The sequence below is a fragment of the Burkholderia sp. MSMB617WGS genome (genome assembly GCF_001532025.2).
In the GTDB taxonomy this organism is placed as follows: domain Bacteria; phylum Pseudomonadota; class Gammaproteobacteria; order Burkholderiales; family Burkholderiaceae; genus Burkholderia; species Burkholderia savannae.
Window position 1 is genome coordinate 1 of record NZ_CP013458.1, and the last position, 17,292, is coordinate 17,292.

The 17,292-nt window shown below is 64.2% G+C and carries 14 protein-coding genes; 5 read left to right on the forward strand and 9 right to left on the reverse strand.

Going from position 1 to position 17,292, the window contains the following annotated elements:
- Positions 1-1,383 carry a replication initiation protein gene (locus WT60_RS20045; protein WP_060355734.1) on the reverse strand — a complete coding sequence of 461 codons (1,383 nt, stop codon included), beginning with the start codon at positions 1,381-1,383 and terminating at the stop codon, positions 1-3.
- 3,057 nt (positions 1,384-4,440) lie between these two features.
- Between WT60_RS20045 and WT60_RS20050 the strand changes: the two genes are divergently transcribed.
- Positions 4,441-5,628, forward strand: a complete 1,188-nt coding sequence (locus WT60_RS20050) for a DNA-binding protein (RefSeq protein ID WP_059642873.1) — start codon at positions 4,441-4,443, stop codon at positions 5,626-5,628.
- 82 nt (positions 5,629-5,710) lie between these two features.
- On the opposite strand, the gene WT60_RS20055 is transcribed toward WT60_RS20050, so the two are convergent.
- From WT60_RS20055 to WT60_RS20065, 3 genes are all read right to left on the reverse strand, one after another.
- Positions 5,711-6,754, reverse strand: coding sequence for a tyrosine-type recombinase/integrase (locus WT60_RS20055; protein ID WP_059642876.1), 1,044 nt, complete (start codon positions 6,752-6,754; stop codon positions 5,711-5,713).
- Positions 6,755-6,919: 165 nt separating this feature from the next.
- Positions 6,920-7,300, reverse strand: coding sequence for a DUF2471 family protein (locus WT60_RS20060; protein WP_038755445.1), 381 nt, complete (start codon positions 7,298-7,300; stop codon positions 6,920-6,922).
- 67 nt (positions 7,301-7,367) lie between these two features.
- Positions 7,368-7,982: an XRE family transcriptional regulator gene (locus tag WT60_RS20065; RefSeq protein ID WP_038755443.1), complete on the reverse strand. Its 615-nt coding sequence runs from the start codon at positions 7,980-7,982 to the stop codon at positions 7,368-7,370.
- Positions 7,983-8,148: 166 nt separating this feature from the next.
- Here WT60_RS20065 and WT60_RS20070 point away from each other — a divergent pair, with 166 nt between their 5' ends.
- Both WT60_RS20070 and tdh read left to right on the forward strand, forming a co-directional pair.
- The gene (locus tag WT60_RS20070; protein WP_060355735.1) at positions 8,149-9,348 is read left to right on the forward strand and encodes a glycine C-acetyltransferase; all 1,200 of its coding nucleotides are present in this window, start codon (positions 8,149-8,151) and stop codon (positions 9,346-9,348) included.
- Between the two features lie 13 nt (positions 9,349-9,361).
- Positions 9,362-10,390, forward strand: coding sequence for an L-threonine 3-dehydrogenase (tdh, locus tag WT60_RS20075; protein WP_038755439.1), 1,029 nt, complete (start codon positions 9,362-9,364; stop codon positions 10,388-10,390).
- Positions 10,391-10,706: 316 nt separating this feature from the next.
- Here tdh and kdpA read toward each other — a convergent pair whose 3' ends face one another.
- The 4 genes from kdpA to WT60_RS20095 form a co-directional block, all read right to left on the reverse strand.
- A complete protein-coding gene (gene kdpA / locus WT60_RS20080) occupies positions 10,707-12,515 on the reverse strand; it encodes a potassium-transporting ATPase subunit KdpA (RefSeq protein WP_059642881.1) in 1,809 nt (602 codons plus the stop codon).
- 156 nt (positions 12,516-12,671) lie between these two features.
- Complete coding sequence (locus WT60_RS20085; protein WP_060355736.1) at positions 12,672-13,100, reverse strand: hypothetical protein; 429 nt, start codon at positions 13,098-13,100, stop codon at positions 12,672-12,674.
- The gene (locus tag WT60_RS20090) at positions 13,097-13,744 is read right to left on the reverse strand and encodes a GNAT family N-acetyltransferase (protein WP_081990080.1); all 648 of its coding nucleotides are present in this window, start codon (positions 13,742-13,744) and stop codon (positions 13,097-13,099) included. Before WT60_RS20090 ends, WT60_RS20085 begins: the two co-directional genes overlap by 4 nt.
- A 168-nt stretch (positions 13,745-13,912) precedes the next feature.
- The gene (locus WT60_RS20095; protein WP_038754617.1) at positions 13,913-14,563 is read right to left on the reverse strand and encodes a YceI family protein; all 651 of its coding nucleotides are present in this window, start codon (positions 14,561-14,563) and stop codon (positions 13,913-13,915) included.
- Between the two features lie 87 nt (positions 14,564-14,650).
- Here WT60_RS20095 and WT60_RS20100 point away from each other — a divergent pair, with 87 nt between their 5' ends.
- Both WT60_RS20100 and WT60_RS20105 read left to right on the forward strand, forming a co-directional pair.
- Complete coding sequence (locus WT60_RS20100) at positions 14,651-15,271, forward strand: TetR/AcrR family transcriptional regulator (protein ID WP_038754614.1); 621 nt, start codon at positions 14,651-14,653, stop codon at positions 15,269-15,271.
- A 101-nt stretch (positions 15,272-15,372) separates the two neighbouring features.
- On the forward strand, positions 15,373-15,852 hold the full coding sequence (locus WT60_RS20105; RefSeq protein WP_038754611.1) for a nuclear transport factor 2 family protein: 480 nt from the start codon (positions 15,373-15,375) through the stop codon (positions 15,850-15,852).
- A 444-nt stretch (positions 15,853-16,296) separates the two neighbouring features.
- Here WT60_RS20105 and WT60_RS20115 read toward each other — a convergent pair whose 3' ends face one another.
- Positions 16,297-17,289, reverse strand: coding sequence for a M14 family metallopeptidase (locus WT60_RS20115; protein ID WP_060355737.1), 993 nt, complete (start codon positions 17,287-17,289; stop codon positions 16,297-16,299).
- Positions 17,290-17,292: the final 3 nt, after the last annotated feature.

Sequence of the window (17,292 nt, forward strand, 5' to 3'; positions counted from 1 at the left end):
TCAAGCCGCGCGAGATTGGCTGAGCGTAAAGGCAAGCAGATCGCCGTCGGTCGGTTCGCCCCAAGTCTTTTGAGCGAGCCAGTCGAAGAAGGCCGTTTCGACGAGCTTCGACTCGAGCCCGCGCCGGCGCCAATCGTCGCGCAGATGCGAGCCCAGCGCGAGCAACACGTCGGATTCGAACGACTCGCGCGCAACCTCCCGCTCCGCGTCGCCTTGCTCCTCGTACAGCTGTTTCGCTTCCTTGCGCCGGTACGCGTCGTACTCGCTGCGCAGACGCGCCTTCGGATCGTCCGCTTGCCCGGCGTTGGCCGCCGCCGCAGCAGCGGCCAGTTTGCCGCTGCCTCCGAGCGGAGGCGTTTCGACCGTATCGACGGGCGGCGCATATCCCTTCTTCAGCGCGTCCTTGAAGAGGGCGGGCGCGCTGCGAATAGGCGGCAACGTCGTGCTGCGCACCCGCTGCTCGGTCAGTTGGAGCGCCGCGCGAATCCGGTTTTCCTCGTTGTCCGCGTAAAGCGTTTGCGCTTCCTTCAGTGGAATGCCGATCTTCACCATGCGGTCGACGAGCGTGCTGTCGAACACGTTCGGATGCTCGTCGAGGGCGAGCATCGGCTGCTTTCGCTCCGACACGCGGAACTGGATCTCGGCGACCCGGCGCCCTTCGCGATGCTCGACCAGTTCGACGAAGATGTTCGTCACGGCGTTCACCTCGGCGATCGCCGGACGCAGGTAGTCCCGCTTGAAATACTTGTATTCGCGCTTCGCCTCGTCGCCCGCTTCGGTATCCGGCGTGCCCGACAGAATCGGCCGCCACCATTCCCAAGGCTCGCGCATCGTCAGATGGCTCGGGTTCGTCAGATAGCGCACGCAGATTTCGTACAACGCAAGCCCCGCGCTGCTGCGCAGTTGGCTCTGGAATTGCAGGCTCAGGCGCGCGTACTGCACCGGGTCGAGCAGCTTTTTCTTGATCTTCGGCGCGAACGAGAATTCAACCCACACGCGCCGCGTCGCCGGATCTTCGAGAATTTCGGCGTCGGCGATCAGCGTGGAGATCCCCCATTTCCGGCCGGGCTTCTGGCTCGATGTGCCGGTACTCCATTCGACCTGCACCGACACCATGCGTCGCAAGTGCTCCTTGACGAGCGCCGTGTCGTTGGAGTCGAACGCGGAGTTGGCGACGATGTCCGACAGCAGCGCGCGATAAGTGTCGCCGGAATCGTCGGCTTGCTGGGCGACCGCAAGCAGCACGTTGAACAGCTTGCGAGTCAGCAGGGTGATCTTGCCGTTCTTCGGCTGAATTGCGATTGCCTCGACGGCCTTACGCAATTCGGCGGAACTAGCACTCACCACATCCACATCGGTTTTCTTGGCGCGCTTGGTGGCCATGCGTCGGGTCGGAGGAGAAGTTTCCGGAAGGATAGCGTCTGTGGTGATGTGCGTCCAGAACGGCTTGCTCACCATATGCGGTGAAGCTCGGCGATTTGCGCTCGCTCACCCGAGCGAGCTCCCGTATAGGCTCACCGGTCCAAAATTCGATCATCCCCGACTCACCTTTGCGCACCGCGGCAGGCACCGAGAATGCCGACTTTTTCTCGCGCACGTTTCGCGGCGCGGCTGTTCCCGTATCGTCTCACCTCAAATCCTGTCGCGAAATTGCTACGACGAATTTTCTGTGCGCGCGCGTTTCCGCGGCCGGCGCGCGGTGCCGAATCGGAAAGCAGCGCACAGGCGGCCGGCTTCGATGTCGGCCGAGTCACCGCCCGGGATGGCGCCGGACCATCCGTCGGGCAAACGGCTACCGAAGAGTTCAGGCGTCATGTATGTGCATATGCGGACTCGCAGGACGTCAGCCTCGGATCTTTGGGCGTTGAGGTCCGACTGACGCCGGCAGACGACGCGGAGCCCGCCCAAGCGACGCGCTTGAGCGGTTTTGCCGAGCCCGCCCGTGCGGAACGGGCATCGGCGCCAGCCCTCGACGTAAATGACTGACGCGTGAGCAGCTGAAGACGATTTGACTCACCGCAATCACGCGAGCGCCCGTGCGATCGGACAAGTGACCGCAGCCGATCGCGCGTGACCTCGAGCATGGCACGTCACCACGCTCAGCCACCGCCGATGCAAACGACGTCCGTCAACGCATGGCGCACATTAGGACGTCGCAGGTCGACAACGTGAGCGTGCACGTCTTCGCTCGCCTCACCCCTCGCAATGCGACATGCACGAAAAAGCGCCATCCAAGAGATATACGAGCCGCCGCCGGCGTCACGAACGCAAGCCTCTTCGTCCGCGCTGCAATCAGCCCGAAGCCGTGAGCGTGAGCGCCTCCAGACCGAATCGACTCACCCGAAATCCCGGCAAACGTGAGCGGATCGGACGTTTCGAACTAACCGAATAGCCCTACGAGGACCAAACGTGAGCCGCAACGGGTTGCTTCGACTAACCGACAGATCAGCAGGACGCAGCCGCCGGCGAATGGGGCGGCGTCCACCGGCAGACGTCGAGACCGGCAATTACCATCCAAGACGCGCGACGTGAGCGACCAGCAACCGATGCGCCTCACCCCAAGCCGGTCTCGGAGCACGTCGATCGATATCCGAATAATCCCGCAGCCGGACTGCCACTGCCCAAGCTGGGCAACGCGAACGGTCAATTCCATCGTTCGTTGGCGCCCGCCAGGCGACGTGAGTTCGCCTTGCCGCAGTGGCTCACCATCGGCACCGGCGGTGCTCTTCCACGCAGCATCGAACCAAACGATACCGATCCACATCAGCCGCAGACGTACGACACCGAAATGCGGCATGAACTGCCGGCGCCCATTCGTCCTCACCCGAATCGACTCCCCCGAACCAACCCGCGGCAACGTCCTGCTCGCAGCGCTCCCGCCAAAGAAATAGCTCGAGCAGGCACGCTCCGACTCGCCCAAACCCAAACACCGCCTCGCAGCGACCGACTCACTGTGCGCCGCAGGCAGCCAAAGCGAACGTCCGCATTTGACTCGCCTCACCGCCCCAAACGTCGTCGTTTTCTACCGCCCGCCGCCCTTCGGCAGGCCCGTCGAACGGATCTGAAAGAGATATTTCCCTCGTCGCCGGTCCCGCCATTCAGGCCTATTCCCGAAAAAGCTCACCGTTCAAATCCATCGAGCTCATCGTCGATCGTTGCCACAGGACCAGCACATGGGCGATCGACGGCATTCAGCCCCCGTAAAGTCTCACCTCAAGCCGACTTTCGTCCGACTAGATAACGCACCGGATACTCCCGAAAAGCCTCACCATCGCATTCGAATGGCAAAAAACATAACTACATCAAGTAGTTACGAAACATGGCTGAGACGCCAGTCGAAATCTTCTTCTCCCGAATTCCCTCACCTTTACCAAAGCGGGCTGATGCCGCTCGCGCGACGCCATTTCCCGAAAATCCTCACCTTTGATGAAAAGCGGGCACGTGAACAGCGCTCGCCCGCCAATATCCACGGGCGTTCGCGACCAAGTAGGCGTCAACTTCTCCCGAAAAAGCTCACCTTTACCAAATCTCGGGAGCATTCCTGGTCCTGAAAAAGCTCACCTCGAGTTCAATCGACGCCATCGCATCAAACGCCCGAATACCCTCACCTTTGGCGGCAACCCTGGTTCCTGGGCCGACGAAGGTTTCCCGAAAAACCTCACCTTTGGCACATTTCAGGCTCGGAAGCCCCGCCGGACGGGCCTTTACAGGCGCTCCTTCCCGGAAACGCTCACATCAAAACAGGCTGGAATCCCGAGAAATCTCACCTATGCCCCAACTTTGCTTAAAAGAAGGGCAGAATCGCTACCTCGCACCCATCCCGAAAAGCCTCACCTGTGGCCACCCAACTGTGGACAGATCGAATCAGGCTCCACGCGGCTTCACCATCGCAGAGCCCCTGAAAAACCTCACCTTCGGAAATTTCTTCTGTGGGAAACTGTCCTGAACCCGCTCACGATCTTTCCTGCATCGGCTCACGCTGATCCCCGAACCCCATCACGTCGGCTCCCGAAAATTTTCACCTCATATCCCGTAAAACTTCACCTTATCGGCCGCAATCCCTTGCTGGGCAAGGCTTCCCCGTGGCGTTAACGTTTTTAACGAAGGTTCAAGGGTGTTTACTTCTAATACTCTCAAGACGCCCCCGACGAGTTTTCCACAGAACCCCCTTGAGCCTCCAGAAAAGCCTCGAGAACCGCAGCGCCCAGCACGTGAAACAATTGCCGTTATTCGGGCCCTATCCGGTAACCTTTTAAAAACATGGGCTTAATGACGATTCTTCGCTTTGTTTCACGGATGTAGGACATCAACGTGAGCAAAAGGACTCGAGATTTCCCAACCCCGCTTCAGCAGTAGCAAAAGTACAACAAGCAGATCAAAAACGTATTGGAACAAACGTGTTTCGTTATGATTGATACGTTTTGATTTAGCACAACGACCATGACGCTCGATGAGATCCGGCAAACCATTCGCGAAGAACTCGATGCGTTGCGCGCATCCGGCGCCCGTCGGCAAGAACTGTCGCTACACGCATGCAAGCGGTTGTTCTTCGATCTCGGCATCCGCCCGTCCGCCGCGAACGTCCGTGATCTGACCCAGACCGGCAGCGCGAGCGACATCCCGAAGGACATCGACTACTTTTGGGAACGCATTCGTGCGGCGTCCAAAGTCAGGCTCGAGGGCGCTGCTTTGCCGAAGGCCCTCGAAGAAAAGGCCGGCGCACTGCTCGGCACGCTATATGAAGAGGCATTGAAGCAGGCGCGGGAGAGTCTCGATGTCGAGCGGCAGCAGGCTAGCGAGGACGTAGCCGCCGCTGAACAGAAATATCGCGACGCGCTGATTCGCCAGGAAGCGCTTGAAAACGCGCTTGGCCGGAGCGACGCGCGCGCCGAGCAATTACAGAATCGGTTGACCGAAGTCGAGGTGCAGCTGGCGTCCGCGTCGACGCAAGGCCTAGTCCATCAGGATTCGCTGCAGGGCCTGATCCATCGAATGGAAAACGAAAACGCGCTGCTGAATCAGCGCCTCGAAACCGAGCAAGGCCAAAACGCCGCGCTGCGCGAGCGCATCGACGCGCTGCACGCGGAGCTGCGCGAGAACACCGAGCACTACGCACAGCAGATCAAGGACGCGATCGCGGAAGCCGAGCGGCGCGTGAAGCCGATGCTCGTCGAGCTCGATTCCTTGCGCAGCATGGCGTCGACTTACCAGCAGGGGTTGCGTGACGTCAACCGCAAGGAATTCGATTTCCTGCAGCAATTGAGTACCGCCAAGGCGCGCGCGGACCGGCTCGACGCGCAGTTGAAAGAGCAAGGCGACGAATTGGCCGACGCGGTCAAGGAAGTCGAGGTATTGCGGGCCAGTCAGGGCATGACGCCCGAGATTGCCGCTCTGATTCGGCGTCTGGCTGACGCCGGGAGTCTGGATGCAGCGGCGTTCGACGCGATCGGCACATCACTGGATCAGCACGTGTCGCTGCCGGCGCGCTGTCCGAATTGCGGCGACGGCGAACCCGAGCTGTCACACGACGCACGTGGCTACGAATTGCTCTGCCCAGAATGTGAGCACACGTCGGGAGCGCGGTCGTCGCGCTTTGCGGCGGCCGCGTATTTCGCCCGGAAGCGGTGACGGCATGCGTCCGGATTTCTCAAACGTGAGGAAATTCGGGAGTCGAAAGGTGAGCGTTTTCGGGGGGTGAAAAATCCCGGCTTCAAGCCTGGCTTGACGCGGCAGGCGCATCATCGGTGAGCGGCTCGGCGTCGGGCAGCGCACTTGCGAGGTTCTCCCGCCAGTTTCTCCATGCGCGGTGCAGCCGGTTCGACGATATCGGCTGCGCGAATCCCAGCCACTGCCCGACTTTCTCCGGATCGACGCCGTTTTCGAACAACTCGGCCGCGAACGTGTTGCGCAGCGTTTGCGGACTGGCGCGCGCGGTGCGGGATTGCGCGATGTCCGCCGCGTCGATGATCGCGTCGACCGCACGCAGCATCGTTGCCTTGTGCATTGGCCGGCCGGATTGGGATGCGGGAAAGACGAGTTCGCCCGGAATGCCGCAGCGTTGGCGTTCGGCGAGCCACGCGTCGAACAGCGCGATCGCGAACGATGCAAGATGTGTTTCGCGTGTGAATTCCGGCTGGGTCGCCGGGATCGTCAGCATCGTCGTTCCAAGTTTCACGCAACTAATCGTGAGCGTGCGCGCCTCGCCGGTTTTCAATCCGCCGCCGAGGAACGCGGCGATGAGCGCGCGATCGCGGCGCTCCTTCCAGAGCGCCGCGCCCATCGCCGGCAGCGGGGAAAACAGATACGCGAGCAGCGCCGCGCGTTCGGCCGGCGCAAGGAAACTGGTTGGTTCATTGTCTCGCGCGCTACGCCAAGTTGCTTCGCCATCCTGAGCGATGAAGCGAGCAGGATTCGTCGAGCCCAGCTCGCTCTTGCGCACGTGGTCGAGCACGCGCTCGATCAGCCTCAAATAGCGGACTCTTTGCGTCTTCTTGATCGGGAGTTCGCCGACGAAGTGGGCGATCGTCTCGGTGTCGACCGTCGCGAGGTTTTTCTGTCGTTTTGCGAGCCAGCCGAGAAACGCGCCCCACTGCGCGCGATAGACGTCGGCCGACGAACGGCGAAATTCCTGGGCGGCCAGCCATGCGTCGAACGCGGTGTCCGGACGGTTGAGCCAATCCGACGTGTCGCGATCGAACAGATCGCTCGGGATGTCGGGCGGCGATGTGGGGCTCGTCAAGGTGGGCAGCGACATGTCTATTGTCCCGTTAGTTGCAATTCATCATAGCGTGTCGCATTCGCTCGATAAAGTGTTTCGAGTCAGCGGCCGAACAAATTCGGCAGCCATCGTGCCGCCGGAAGCCAGCTGTCTGCGTGCGAGGCGCGAGCCGCTCGACGGCTTGGGTTGGGCGCGGTGGCGTCAGTCGCCCCACGCGCGCGACACGCGCATGGGGCGCGCCGGCGCTTCCGTCGCGTCGTTCCGCGCGTTCGCGGCCCGCTCGTACGCGGCGACCGCGAACGAAAACACCGCAGGCAGCGCGTTCGACCGCCCGAAGTCGACGAGATCGTCGGTTTCGGGAAAGCACAGTTCGGCCGGGCGGTCGAACAGGCAGCGCACCATCGAATCGTGCCGGCTCGCGAAGCCGAGATCGGCGAGCGCTTCGGCCTCGACCGCGTGCAGGAGCCGCCACGTCAGCGGCACGCCTTGCCGGATATAGCGCTCGGCAATGTGGCGGACAATCGTTTCCATATCGTGCGCCGCAGCCTTGAAGCTGAGCGCGGCCAGATCCTGTTCGGTCATCGCGGGCTCCTGTTTTGCGTATACTGTACGAATATACAGTATTTTGCGCAACTGGCTGACGAGCCGGCTAGACGCCGTGCTGCCGATGGATCACGACGAGGAGCGCCTTCGCTTCGCTCTTGCCCGCGTTGCGGATCGCGTGCGGCCCGTCGGCCGCGTAGCGCGCGGTGTCGCCCGCCTTCAGGCGCCGCGCGATGCCCGCCGCTTCGATTTCGATCGTGCCGTTCAGCACGGTCAGATGCTCGCGCGTGCCCGGCTCGTGCGGATTCGACACGAGCGCGCCGTGCGCCGGCAGCGTCAACTCATACCACTCGAACTTGCCCGCGAGCTCGATCGGCCCCCAGACGCGCAACTGGTATTGCGCGTCGTGCCCGGCGAGCGTCGGGATGTCGTGCGGGCCGTCGACGCGGATCGTCTCCGGCGCCTTCGGCTGCGCGAACAACTCGTCGAGGCTGATGCCAAGCGCGTTCGTGAGCCGCCACGCAACCGCGATCGTCGGATTCGCCTTGTCGCGCTCGATTTCCGACAGCATCGATTTCGATACGCCCGCCGCGCGCGACAGATCGTCGAGCGTCAGCTTGCGCTCGTTGCGCAGGCGCTGAATTTGCTCGCCGACCCGCGGCGGCGCGACGCCGGCGGAAGCGGGCGCGGCTGTGCGCCGCGCGCCGGAAGAGCTTGCCATTTGAATTCCGTTCGCTTAGAGTTGTTCGGTATTTCGAATTTTAGTTCGAAATACAGGAAAAATACGCTGAACCCGACGGCCGACTATAACAGTAGCAAGCTGCTTTGCCGCCGCCACGAGCGCGGCCGAGCGCCGAGGCTTGCAGCCCATATCAGGAGCTTATGCGATGCGTGATGCCTATCTCGCCCATCTACGCGGCACCCTCGAGCAGATTCGCGCGGACGGTTTCTACAAGACCGAGCGTGAGATCGCGAGCCCGCAGGCGGCCGACATCCGGCTTGCCGGCGGCGCGCACGTGCTGAATTTCTGCGCGAACAACTATCTGGGGCTCGCGGACGATCCGCGCCTCATCGCCGCCGCGCAGGCGGCGCTCGAGCGGGACGGGTTCGGGATGGCGTCGGTGCGCTTCATCTGCGGCACGCAGACCGTGCACAAGCAACTGGAGGCGGCGCTTTCCGCGTTCCTGAAAACGGACGACTGCATTCTGTATTCGAGCTGCTTCGACGCGAACGGCGGCCTGTTCGAGACGCTGCTCGACGAAAACGACGCGATCATCAGCGACGAGCTGAACCACGCGAGCATCATCGACGGCGTTCGCCTGTCGAAGGCGAAGCGCTTTCGCTACAAGAACAACGATCTCGCCGATCTCGAAGCGAAGCTGCGCGAGGCCGACGCCGCGGGCGCGCGCTTCAAGCTGATCGCGACCGACGGCGTGTTCTCGATGGACGGCATCATCGCGAACCTGAAAGGCGTCTGCGATCTCGCCGATCGCTACGGCGCGCTCGTGATGGTCGACGATTCGCATGCGGTCGGCTTCATCGGCGAGCACGGGCGCGGCACGCCCGAGCATTGCGGCGTCGAGGGCCGCGTCGACATCATCACGGGCACGCTCGGCAAGGCGCTGGGCGGCGCGTCGGGCGGCTATGTCGCCGCGCGGCGCGAAATCGTTGAACTGCTGCGGCAGCGCTCGCGCCCGTATCTGTTCTCGAACACGCTGACGCCGAGCATCGCGGCCGCGTCGCTGAAGGTGCTCGAGCTGCTCGCGAGCGACGAGGGCGCGCGGCTGCGCGAGCGCGTGCGCGCGAACGGCGCGCACTTCCGCGAGAAGATGAGCGCGGCGGGCTTCACGCTCGTGCCGGGCGAGCACCCGATCATTCCGGTGATGCTCGGCGACGCGCAGGTCGCATCCAGGATGGCCGACGCGCTCCTCGCCGAAGGCGTGTACGTGATCGGTTTCTCGTATCCCGTCGTGCCGCGCGGCCGTGCACGCATTCGCACGCAGATGAGCGCCGCGCATACGCCCGAGCAGATCGATCGCGCGGTCGACGCGTTCGTGCGCGTCGGCAAGACGCTCGGCGTCATTTAGACGGAGGCTCGCGATGAAAGCGCTTGCCAAGCTCGAACGCGGCCCGGGCCTTACGCTCACCCGCGTGAAGAAGCCCGAGGTCGGTCACAACGACGTGCTGATCAAGATTCGCCGCACCGCGATCTGCGGCACCGACATCCACATCTGGAAGTGGGACGACTGGGCGCAGAAGACGATTCCGGTGCCGATGCACGTCGGCCACGAGTATGTCGGCGAGATCGTCGAGATGGGCCAGGAAGTGCGCGGCTTCTCGATCGGCGATCGCGTATCCGGCGAAGGCCACATCACGTGCGGCTTCTGCCGCAACTGCCGCGCGGGGCGGCGCCATCTGTGCCGCAACACGGTGGGCGTCGGCGTGAATCGCGAAGGCGCGTTCGCCGAGTATCTCGCGATTCCCGCGTTCAACGCGTTCAAGATTCCGCCCGAGATCTCCGACGATCTCGCCGCGATCTTCGATCCGTTCGGCAACGCGACGCACACCGCGCTGTCGTTCAACCTCGTCGGCGAGGATGTGCTGATCACGGGCGCGGGGCCGATCGGCGTGATGGCGGCGGCGATCGCGAAGCACGTCGGCGCGCGCAACGTCGTCATCACCGACATCAACGACTATCGCCTCGATCTCGCACGCAAGATGGGCGCGACGCGCGCGGTGAACGTGTCGCGCGAATCGCTGCGCGACGTGATGGCCGATCTGCACATGACCGAAGGCTTCGATGTCGGGCTCGAGATGTCGGGCGTGCCGAGCGCGTTCACGTCGCTGCTCGAATCGATGAATCACGGCGGCAAGGTTGCGCTGCTCGGCATTCCGCCCGCGCAGACCGCGATCGACTGGAATCAGGTGATCTTCAAGGGCCTCGAGATCAAGGGCATCTACGGGCGCGAAATGTTCGAGACCTGGTACAAGATGGTCGCGATGTTGCAGAGCGGGCTCGACTTGTCACCGATCCTCACGCATCGCTTTCCGGTCGACGAGTTCGAGAAGGGCTTCGCGGCGATGCTGTCGGGCGAGAGCGGCAAGGTGATTCTCGACTGGACCGTGTGACGCCGGGCCGGGAGTCACGAGTCACGAGTCACGAGTCACGAGTCACGAGTCACGAGTCACGAGTCACGAGTCACGAGTCACGAGTCACGAGTCACGAGTCACGAGTCACGAGTCACGAGTCACGAGTCACGTCACGAGTCACGAGTCACGAGTCACGAGTCACGAGTCACGAGTCACGAGTCACGAGTCACGAGTCACGAGTCACGAGTCACGAGTCACGAGTCACGAGTCACGAGTCACGAGTCACGCCGCGCTACGGACTGCGAACGATGATCCGAAAACCGCGCGAGGCGGCATGTCGAGCCTCGCGCGGCATTCAATGCGCGGCGCCCATCGTCACCTGCTCGACGATCGGCCCGAGCGCAAGCGCCGGCAGATACGTGAGCAACGTCATCAGCAAGACCGTTCCGATCAGCAGGACGACGAAGAGCGGGCCATGCGTCGGCAGCGTGCCGGGGCCGGCCGCGCGCCGCACCTTCGGCGCGAGCGAGCCCGCGAGCGCGAGCACCGGCACGATCGTCGCGAAGCGGCCGAGCCACATCGCCGCCGCGAGCGCCGTGTTGTAGTACGGCGTGTTCGCGGCGAGGCCGGCGAACGCGCTGCCGTTGTTGTTCGCGGCCGACGTGAACGCGTAGAGGATCTCGCTGAAGCCGTGCGCGCCGGGGTTCGCGATGCCGGCGACGCCGTCCGGCAGCAGCACCGATACGGCCGTGCCGACGAGCACGACGATCGGTGTCGCGAGGATCGCGATCGAGACGAGCTTCATGTCGTGCGGATCGATCTTCTTGCCGAGATATTCGGGCGCGCGGCCGATCATCAATCCCGCGATGAACACGGCGAGCATCGCATGCACCAGCATGCCGAAGAGTCCCGAGCCGGGGCCGCCGAACACCACTTCGCCCGTCTGCATCAACGCCATCGGCACGAGTCCGCCGATCGGCGTCAGCGAATCGTGCATCGCGTCGACGGCGCCGTCGCCGCTCGCCGTCGCGATCGCCGCGTAGAGCGCGGACGACGCGATCCCGAAGCGCGTCTCCTTGCCTTCCATGTTGCCGCCCGGCATCGCTACGGATGCGCGCGAGTCGATGCCGGGCGCCGTGAGCGTCGCGCTGCCCGCCTGCTCCGCGCGCATCGTTGCCGCGGCGCAGGCGACGAACATCGCGAGCATCGCCGCATAGATCGCCCAGCCCTGCCGCGTGTCGCCGACCATCGCGCCGAACGTGTAGCAAAGCGCGGCCGGAAGCAGCAGCAGCGCGAGCATTTGCAGGAAGTTGCTGAAGGGCGTGGGATTCTCGAACGGATGCGCGGAGTTCGCGTTGAAGAAGCCGCCGCCGTCGCCGCTCAACAGCTTGATCGATTCCTGCGACGCGACGGGCCCCATCGGCAGAAGTTGCTCGCGGCTCGTGATCGTGCGCACGACCGGTTGGCCGGCGGCGTTGCGCAACGGCGTGCCGCTGGCGTCGAGCGCGGGCTGCTGCCAGGTGACGCTTTGCGCGATGTGAACGGCGCGATAGGCGGAGAAGTTCTGGATCGTGCCTTGCGCGATGAACGCGGCGGCGAACAGCACGGACAACGGAATCAGGATGTACAGCGTCGCGCGCGTGAGGTCGGCCCATAGATTGCCGACGGAGCCGGTGCCGCGCGTCGCGAGCGCGCGGATCAGCGCGAACAGGACGGCGATGCCCGCGGCGGCCGACAGGAAACTCTGCACGGCGATGCCGCCCATCTGGCTCAGATAGCTGAGCGTCGTTTCGCCTGCGTAGCCCTGCCAGCTTGTGTTGGTGACGAAGCTGACGGCCGTGTTGAATGCCGAATCCGCACCGACGGCCGGCAGGGCCTGCGGATTGAGCGGCAGCCTGTGCTGGAGACGCTGCAACGCGTAGAGCGCGATCGTGCCGAGCACGCTGAACGACAACAACGCGACCGCGTAAGTTTTCCAGCTCATCCCCTGTTCGGGATCGACGCCCGCCGCGCGATACGTCCATCGCTCGACGGGCCGCAGCATTCGCATCGGCCAAGGCGGATCGCCGTTTGCGACGCGGGCGATGTAGCGCCCGAGCGGCTTGACGAGCAGCGTCAGCACGATGACGAAAAGGCTGATTTGCAGATACGCGTGCTTGTCCATCGATTCTCCCGCTTCGGCAGTCGGTTCGGCCGCGCTTCATGTCTCCATTACAGCGCGGCACGTGTCAAATCGATCGAAAGACTCGGGTGGCGGGAGTAAACATCGCATCAATATTTCCAAGCGACGCTCCGCGATTTCACGCCATGCGCACGTGCTCTATTTCGCTTCGTCGAGCAAATGCGGATTCAATTCAATGTTCAGGATGACTAGCCAACGTTTCGGGCAACCGGTCGGAACGTCGGGCAGCGTATCGACGGTCGGGGCCTTGCGCAGGCGCCCGCTTGCTCGTGCATCGAGATAGGCGCGCTGCGCATCGGATTGCAGCCAGAAACCGACGAGCGCGCACGTGACGAAATTGAAGAGCAGCAGCGGGCCGGGTTCGACGTCGTGGCCGAATGCGTGAGCGAGGCCGGCGAATGCCGTCGTCAACACCTGGCTCACCGCGATCGTGATGCACACGACCTTGGCGAGCCCGCGCGCGCGCATCGCGGCTCGCACGTTGGCCGGCTTGCGCGCGTTCGGATCGCCAGAATCGCCCGAATCGTGCGTGCGGTCGCGCCGGTGCGTTTCGTCGTCGGCGCTCATGCGACGCGACCGAGCGGTGTCGGCGTTGGCGTCGGTATCAGCGGCAGTTCGCGCATTTTCCATCCATACGAAGGCGATGCGTCCGTCGACTTGCTGAGGATCGCGCTGTCGTAGCCTTTGCCGGAAAAATGCATGACGTCGACGATTCGGAATCCTTGACGCGTATAGAACTCGACGAGATGCGCGGCGGGTTGCGGCGTATCGAGCGCGAGGCGCCGATAGCCGCGCGCGGCCGCCCAATGCGCGGCGAACGCGAGCATCGAGCAGCCGATGCCGCGCCCTTGCCACACCGGATCGACGCCGAACTGGCGCAGCGTCGCGACGTTGGCGCGGCGATAGAGCTCGCACGGCGACGACAAATCGCGCGTATGAAGCGTCATCGTCGCGACCAGGTGGCCGTTGCAGACGGCGACGAAGCACTCGCCCGCGAGCGCGCGCTGCCGCGTGACGGCGGCCGGCTGATCGACGCAAGGGCAATTGAGTCCCATTTGGCCGAGCCGCGCGAATGCGCGATGCAGCAGCGCGGTCAGCTCTTCGTACGAGTCGTGCGCCGGATCGAAACGCCTCAGCACGACACGGCCTTCCACGCGCTTCGCGCATGCGAAATGCATTGCTCGTTCGTTCTTCGCTCGTTGCTGTTGCATGACACCTCCCAAACCTCGACGGTTGCCCGAAGTGTAGGGAGGCGCGAGCGCGCCTTTCAAGAAAAAATGTCGTAAAAAATTTTCGTGACGGCGACGTGAGTCGCGGTGCATGAGGATCGAGTATCGTCGCGGATCGCGAGCGCCGTGAGAGGGTACGTCATCGGCGCGTCATTGCGCCGGCGCTACGCCTTCCTTGACGAATTCCGCCTCGATGCGCACGCGCACGTCGTCGCCGACGGCCGGAAACCAACTCGTCACGCCGAATTGCGCGCGGCTGAACGTGCCGCTCGCGGAAAAGCCGAGCGTGTCCTGCTTCGTCAACGGATTGCGGCCGTAGCCATTGAACGTGACGGCGAGCGTGACGGGGCGCGTCGCGCCGCGGATCGTCAGGTTGCCGGCCAACGTGCCTTGCGTCGCGCTCGTGCGCGTGAAGTGCGCGCCGTCGAAACGGATCTGCGGATAGCGGGCGGCGTCGAGCGCGTCGGCGCCCGCGACGAGCTTGTCGAGCAGCGGCACGTTGGTGTCGATGCTTGCCGCGTCGATCGACGCCGTCACGCCGCTGTCGGCAAGCCCGCCCGCGCGCCAGTCGAGCTGCGCGCTCGCGCGATCGAAACGCATCGTGAAGCGCGAATACTTGAAATGGTCGACGTCGAACACGATGCTCCAGTGGTGCGGATCGAGCGTGTAGCGGCCGGCCGGAACGGCGGCTTCCGCCGTCGACACGCTGTGCGTGACGACCCGCAGCGGCGTGCAGCTCGCTGTCGCGCCCGCGAGCGCAACCGCGCATGCGATCCATCCCGCCCATCTCGCCGGTTTCATCCGAACCTCGTTTGTCGAACGCGTCGAAAGACGATAGCGCATCGATTCGAGGTTGACAAAGGAGAATGATCGTTCTACCGTAAACGCATGAACACGAAACCTGACCTTTCCCCCGCCGCAGCCGGCGCGCGCGAGCGCTTGCTCGACGCGGCCGAGACGCTGATCTACGCGGGCGGCATTCATGCGACGGGCGTCGACGCGATCGTCAAGCTGTCGGGCGCCGCGCGCAAGAGCTTCTATACGCACTTCGAATCGAAGGAGGCGCTCGTCGCCGCCGCGCTCGAACGTCGTGACGAACGCTGGATGACGTGGTTCGTCGACGCGACGGAAAAACGCGGCAAGACGCCGCGCGCGCGGCTCGTCGGCATGTTCGACGTGCTGCGCGAATGGTTCGAGCAGGCGGATTTTCATGGCTGCGCGTTCCTGAACGCGGCGGGCGAGATCGAGCATCCGGACGATCCGGTGCGTGTCGTCGCGCGCGAGCACAAGGAACGCCTGCGCGCGTTCGTGCGCGAGCAGCTCGACGCGCATGCGGCCGAGGCCGGCGCGGATCGCCGGCACGTCGCGCGGCTCGCGCGCCAGTGGCTCGTGCTGATCGACGGCGCGATCGGCGTCGCGCTCGTGAGCGGCGATGCATCGGCGGCGCGCGACGCGCGCGCGGCGGCGGAGCTGCTGCTCGACGCGACGTTGCCGAGCCGGTCCGGCTGACGCTCCCCCTTTTCCTTCACTCGAATAGCCGTACCTCGACCTGCCCGCCGTCCGTCGGCGAGCCGGGCAGGCCCTTTCACGTCCTCAATCTGGAGAACACGATGTCCGATTCAACCGAAATCCGCCCGCCCGTTCCGCCGTTCACGCGCGAAACCGCGATTCAAAAAGTTCGGGCTGCTGAAGATGGCTGGAACACGCGCGACCCCGAGCGCGTGTCGCTCGCCTATACGCCGCAGAGCAAGTGGCGCAACCGCGCGGAGTTCGCCACGGGCCGCGCGGAGATCGTCGCGCTGCTGCGCCGCAAGTGGACGCGCGAGCTCGACTATCGGCTGATCAAGGAATTGTGGGCGTTCACGGGCAACCGGATCGCGGTGCGCTTCGCGTACGAATGGCGCGACGACGCGGGCAACTGGTTCCGCTCGTACGGCAACGAAAACTGGGAATTCGACGAGAACGGGCTGATGGCGCATCGCCACGCTTGCATCAACGACATGCCGATTCGCGAATCGGATCGCCTGTTCCATTGGCCGCTCGGCCGCCGGCCCGACGATCATCCGGGCTTGTCGGACCTCGTGCTTTGAGCGACGGCGCGCGGCGCGCGACGTCGCGCCGCCATCGAGCGGCGTGCGTTGCCGAAGCGTCGCGCGATTCGTCATGGGTAGCGCGGGTGGTTGCGATGCGTCGAGGCGTTGCGTCGTGCGATGTTTGGACGCCGCGCGTAGAGCGCTGAACGCCGAACGCTGAACGCCGAACGCCGAACGCTGAACGCCGAACGCTGAACGCCGAACGCTGAACGCTGAACGCTGAACGCCGAACGCCGAACGCCAAACGCCAAACGCCAAACGCCAAACGCCAAACGCCAAACGCCAAACGCCAAACGCCAAACGCCAAACGCCAAACGCCAAACGCCAAACGCCAAACGCCAAACGCTAAGCATAGCGCGACGACCGCCTGTCGCGAGCGTCGAATGCGATCGGGCGCCGCTTCGGCGGCGCCCCGAACGGCGGCGCCCGGTGCCGTTCGCATCATCCTCGCTGCGGCACCTCGCGCTCCAGATGGCCGAGCCGAACGACCGTCACGCCCGGGCGCAACTGGCGCAGCGACGGCATCACGAGCACGCAGTCCGGATACGGCGTCGTGACGGGCTCGCGGTTCGACCAGCCGATCACTTCGCCCGCTTTCGCGAAATGCTCGAGGCCGGTGTATGCATCGGCGAAACGAAAGTCGTGGCTCGTCGCGACGACGGGTTCCGTCACCTGCACGACTCGCATCGTCTTTGCCAGCGGCAGGAACCAGTCGACGGGCAGATCCTGTCCGTCGACGATGCCCGAGGCGACCAGAAAGCGCGCGGTGCTGTCGCGCGCGACGGCCGCCGCTCGCGCCTCCCAGTGCTGACCGCATTCGATGAGGAGCGCATTTTTCGCGCTCGCCGGATCGCCGAAGCCGCCGTAATCGCGCATCCGCTTGCCTTCCGGATGGCCTTCGTCGCGAATCACCGTTGCCGGCGCGCCGATCCGCAGCGCGAGCGCGGTGCCCTTGTCGAGCGGCCCGGCGACGATCAGCGGCGCGCTGCGCTCGTGCATCGAATGCAGGTCGAGCAGCCAGTCGGCTTCGTCGACGAACGGCCGCATTGCGCGCGCGCGATCGAGCTCGACCGCGCGCTTCGACGGATCGTCCAGCACCGCGGGCGTCCATACGCGATTGAAATCCTGATCGACGAAGCGCGCAGCGTCGGGCTTGTCCGCATCGAAGCGCTCGTACGCGGCGACGTTCGCGAACGACAGCGTCAGCACGCCGCGGCGCGGCCGCAACCTCATCTTCAACAACGCATCCACGACGATCGCGCCGCACACTTCGTTGCCGTGCGTGAGCGCATTGATCATCACGTGCGGGCCGGGCGCGCCCGAATCGAAGCGATGCACGTAGTCGACGCCGGCGTTGCCGGCACGATGCGCATCGAGGTTCGGAAAGTCGACCTCGATCGAATAGTGAGGAAATACGGGGGCCGATTCGGTCATGGT

Coding starts and splice junctions, on each gene's coding strand:
- WT60_RS20045 (WP_060355734.1), bottom strand. CDS start 1,383: ATGGCCACCAAGCGCGCCAAGAAAACCGATGTGGATGTGGTGAGTGCT.
- WT60_RS20050 (WP_059642873.1), top strand. CDS start 4,441: ATGACGCTCGATGAGATCCGGCAAACCATTCGCGAAGAACTCGATGCG.
- WT60_RS20055 (WP_059642876.1), bottom strand. CDS start 6,754: ATGTCGCTGCCCACCTTGACGAGCCCCACATCGCCGCCCGACATCCCG.
- WT60_RS20060 (WP_038755445.1), bottom strand. CDS start 7,300: ATGACCGAACAGGATCTGGCCGCGCTCAGCTTCAAGGCTGCGGCGCAC.
- WT60_RS20065 (WP_038755443.1), bottom strand. CDS start 7,982: ATGGCAAGCTCTTCCGGCGCGCGGCGCACAGCCGCGCCCGCTTCCGCC.
- WT60_RS20070 (WP_060355735.1), top strand. CDS start 8,149: ATGCGTGATGCCTATCTCGCCCATCTACGCGGCACCCTCGAGCAGATT.
- tdh (WP_038755439.1), top strand. CDS start 9,362: ATGAAAGCGCTTGCCAAGCTCGAACGCGGCCCGGGCCTTACGCTCACC.
- kdpA (WP_059642881.1), bottom strand. CDS start 12,515: ATGGACAAGCACGCGTATCTGCAAATCAGCCTTTTCGTCATCGTGCTG.
- WT60_RS20085 (WP_060355736.1), bottom strand. CDS start 13,100: ATGAGCGCCGACGACGAAACGCACCGGCGCGACCGCACGCACGATTCG.
- WT60_RS20090 (WP_081990080.1), bottom strand. CDS start 13,744: ATGCAACAGCAACGAGCGAAGAACGAACGAGCAATGCATTTCGCATGC.
- WT60_RS20095 (WP_038754617.1), bottom strand. CDS start 14,563: ATGAAACCGGCGAGATGGGCGGGATGGATCGCATGCGCGGTTGCGCTC.
- WT60_RS20100 (WP_038754614.1), top strand. CDS start 14,651: ATGAACACGAAACCTGACCTTTCCCCCGCCGCAGCCGGCGCGCGCGAG.
- WT60_RS20105 (WP_038754611.1), top strand. CDS start 15,373: ATGTCCGATTCAACCGAAATCCGCCCGCCCGTTCCGCCGTTCACGCGC.
- WT60_RS20115 (WP_060355737.1), bottom strand. CDS start 17,289: ATGACCGAATCGGCCCCCGTATTTCCTCACTATTCGATCGAGGTCGAC.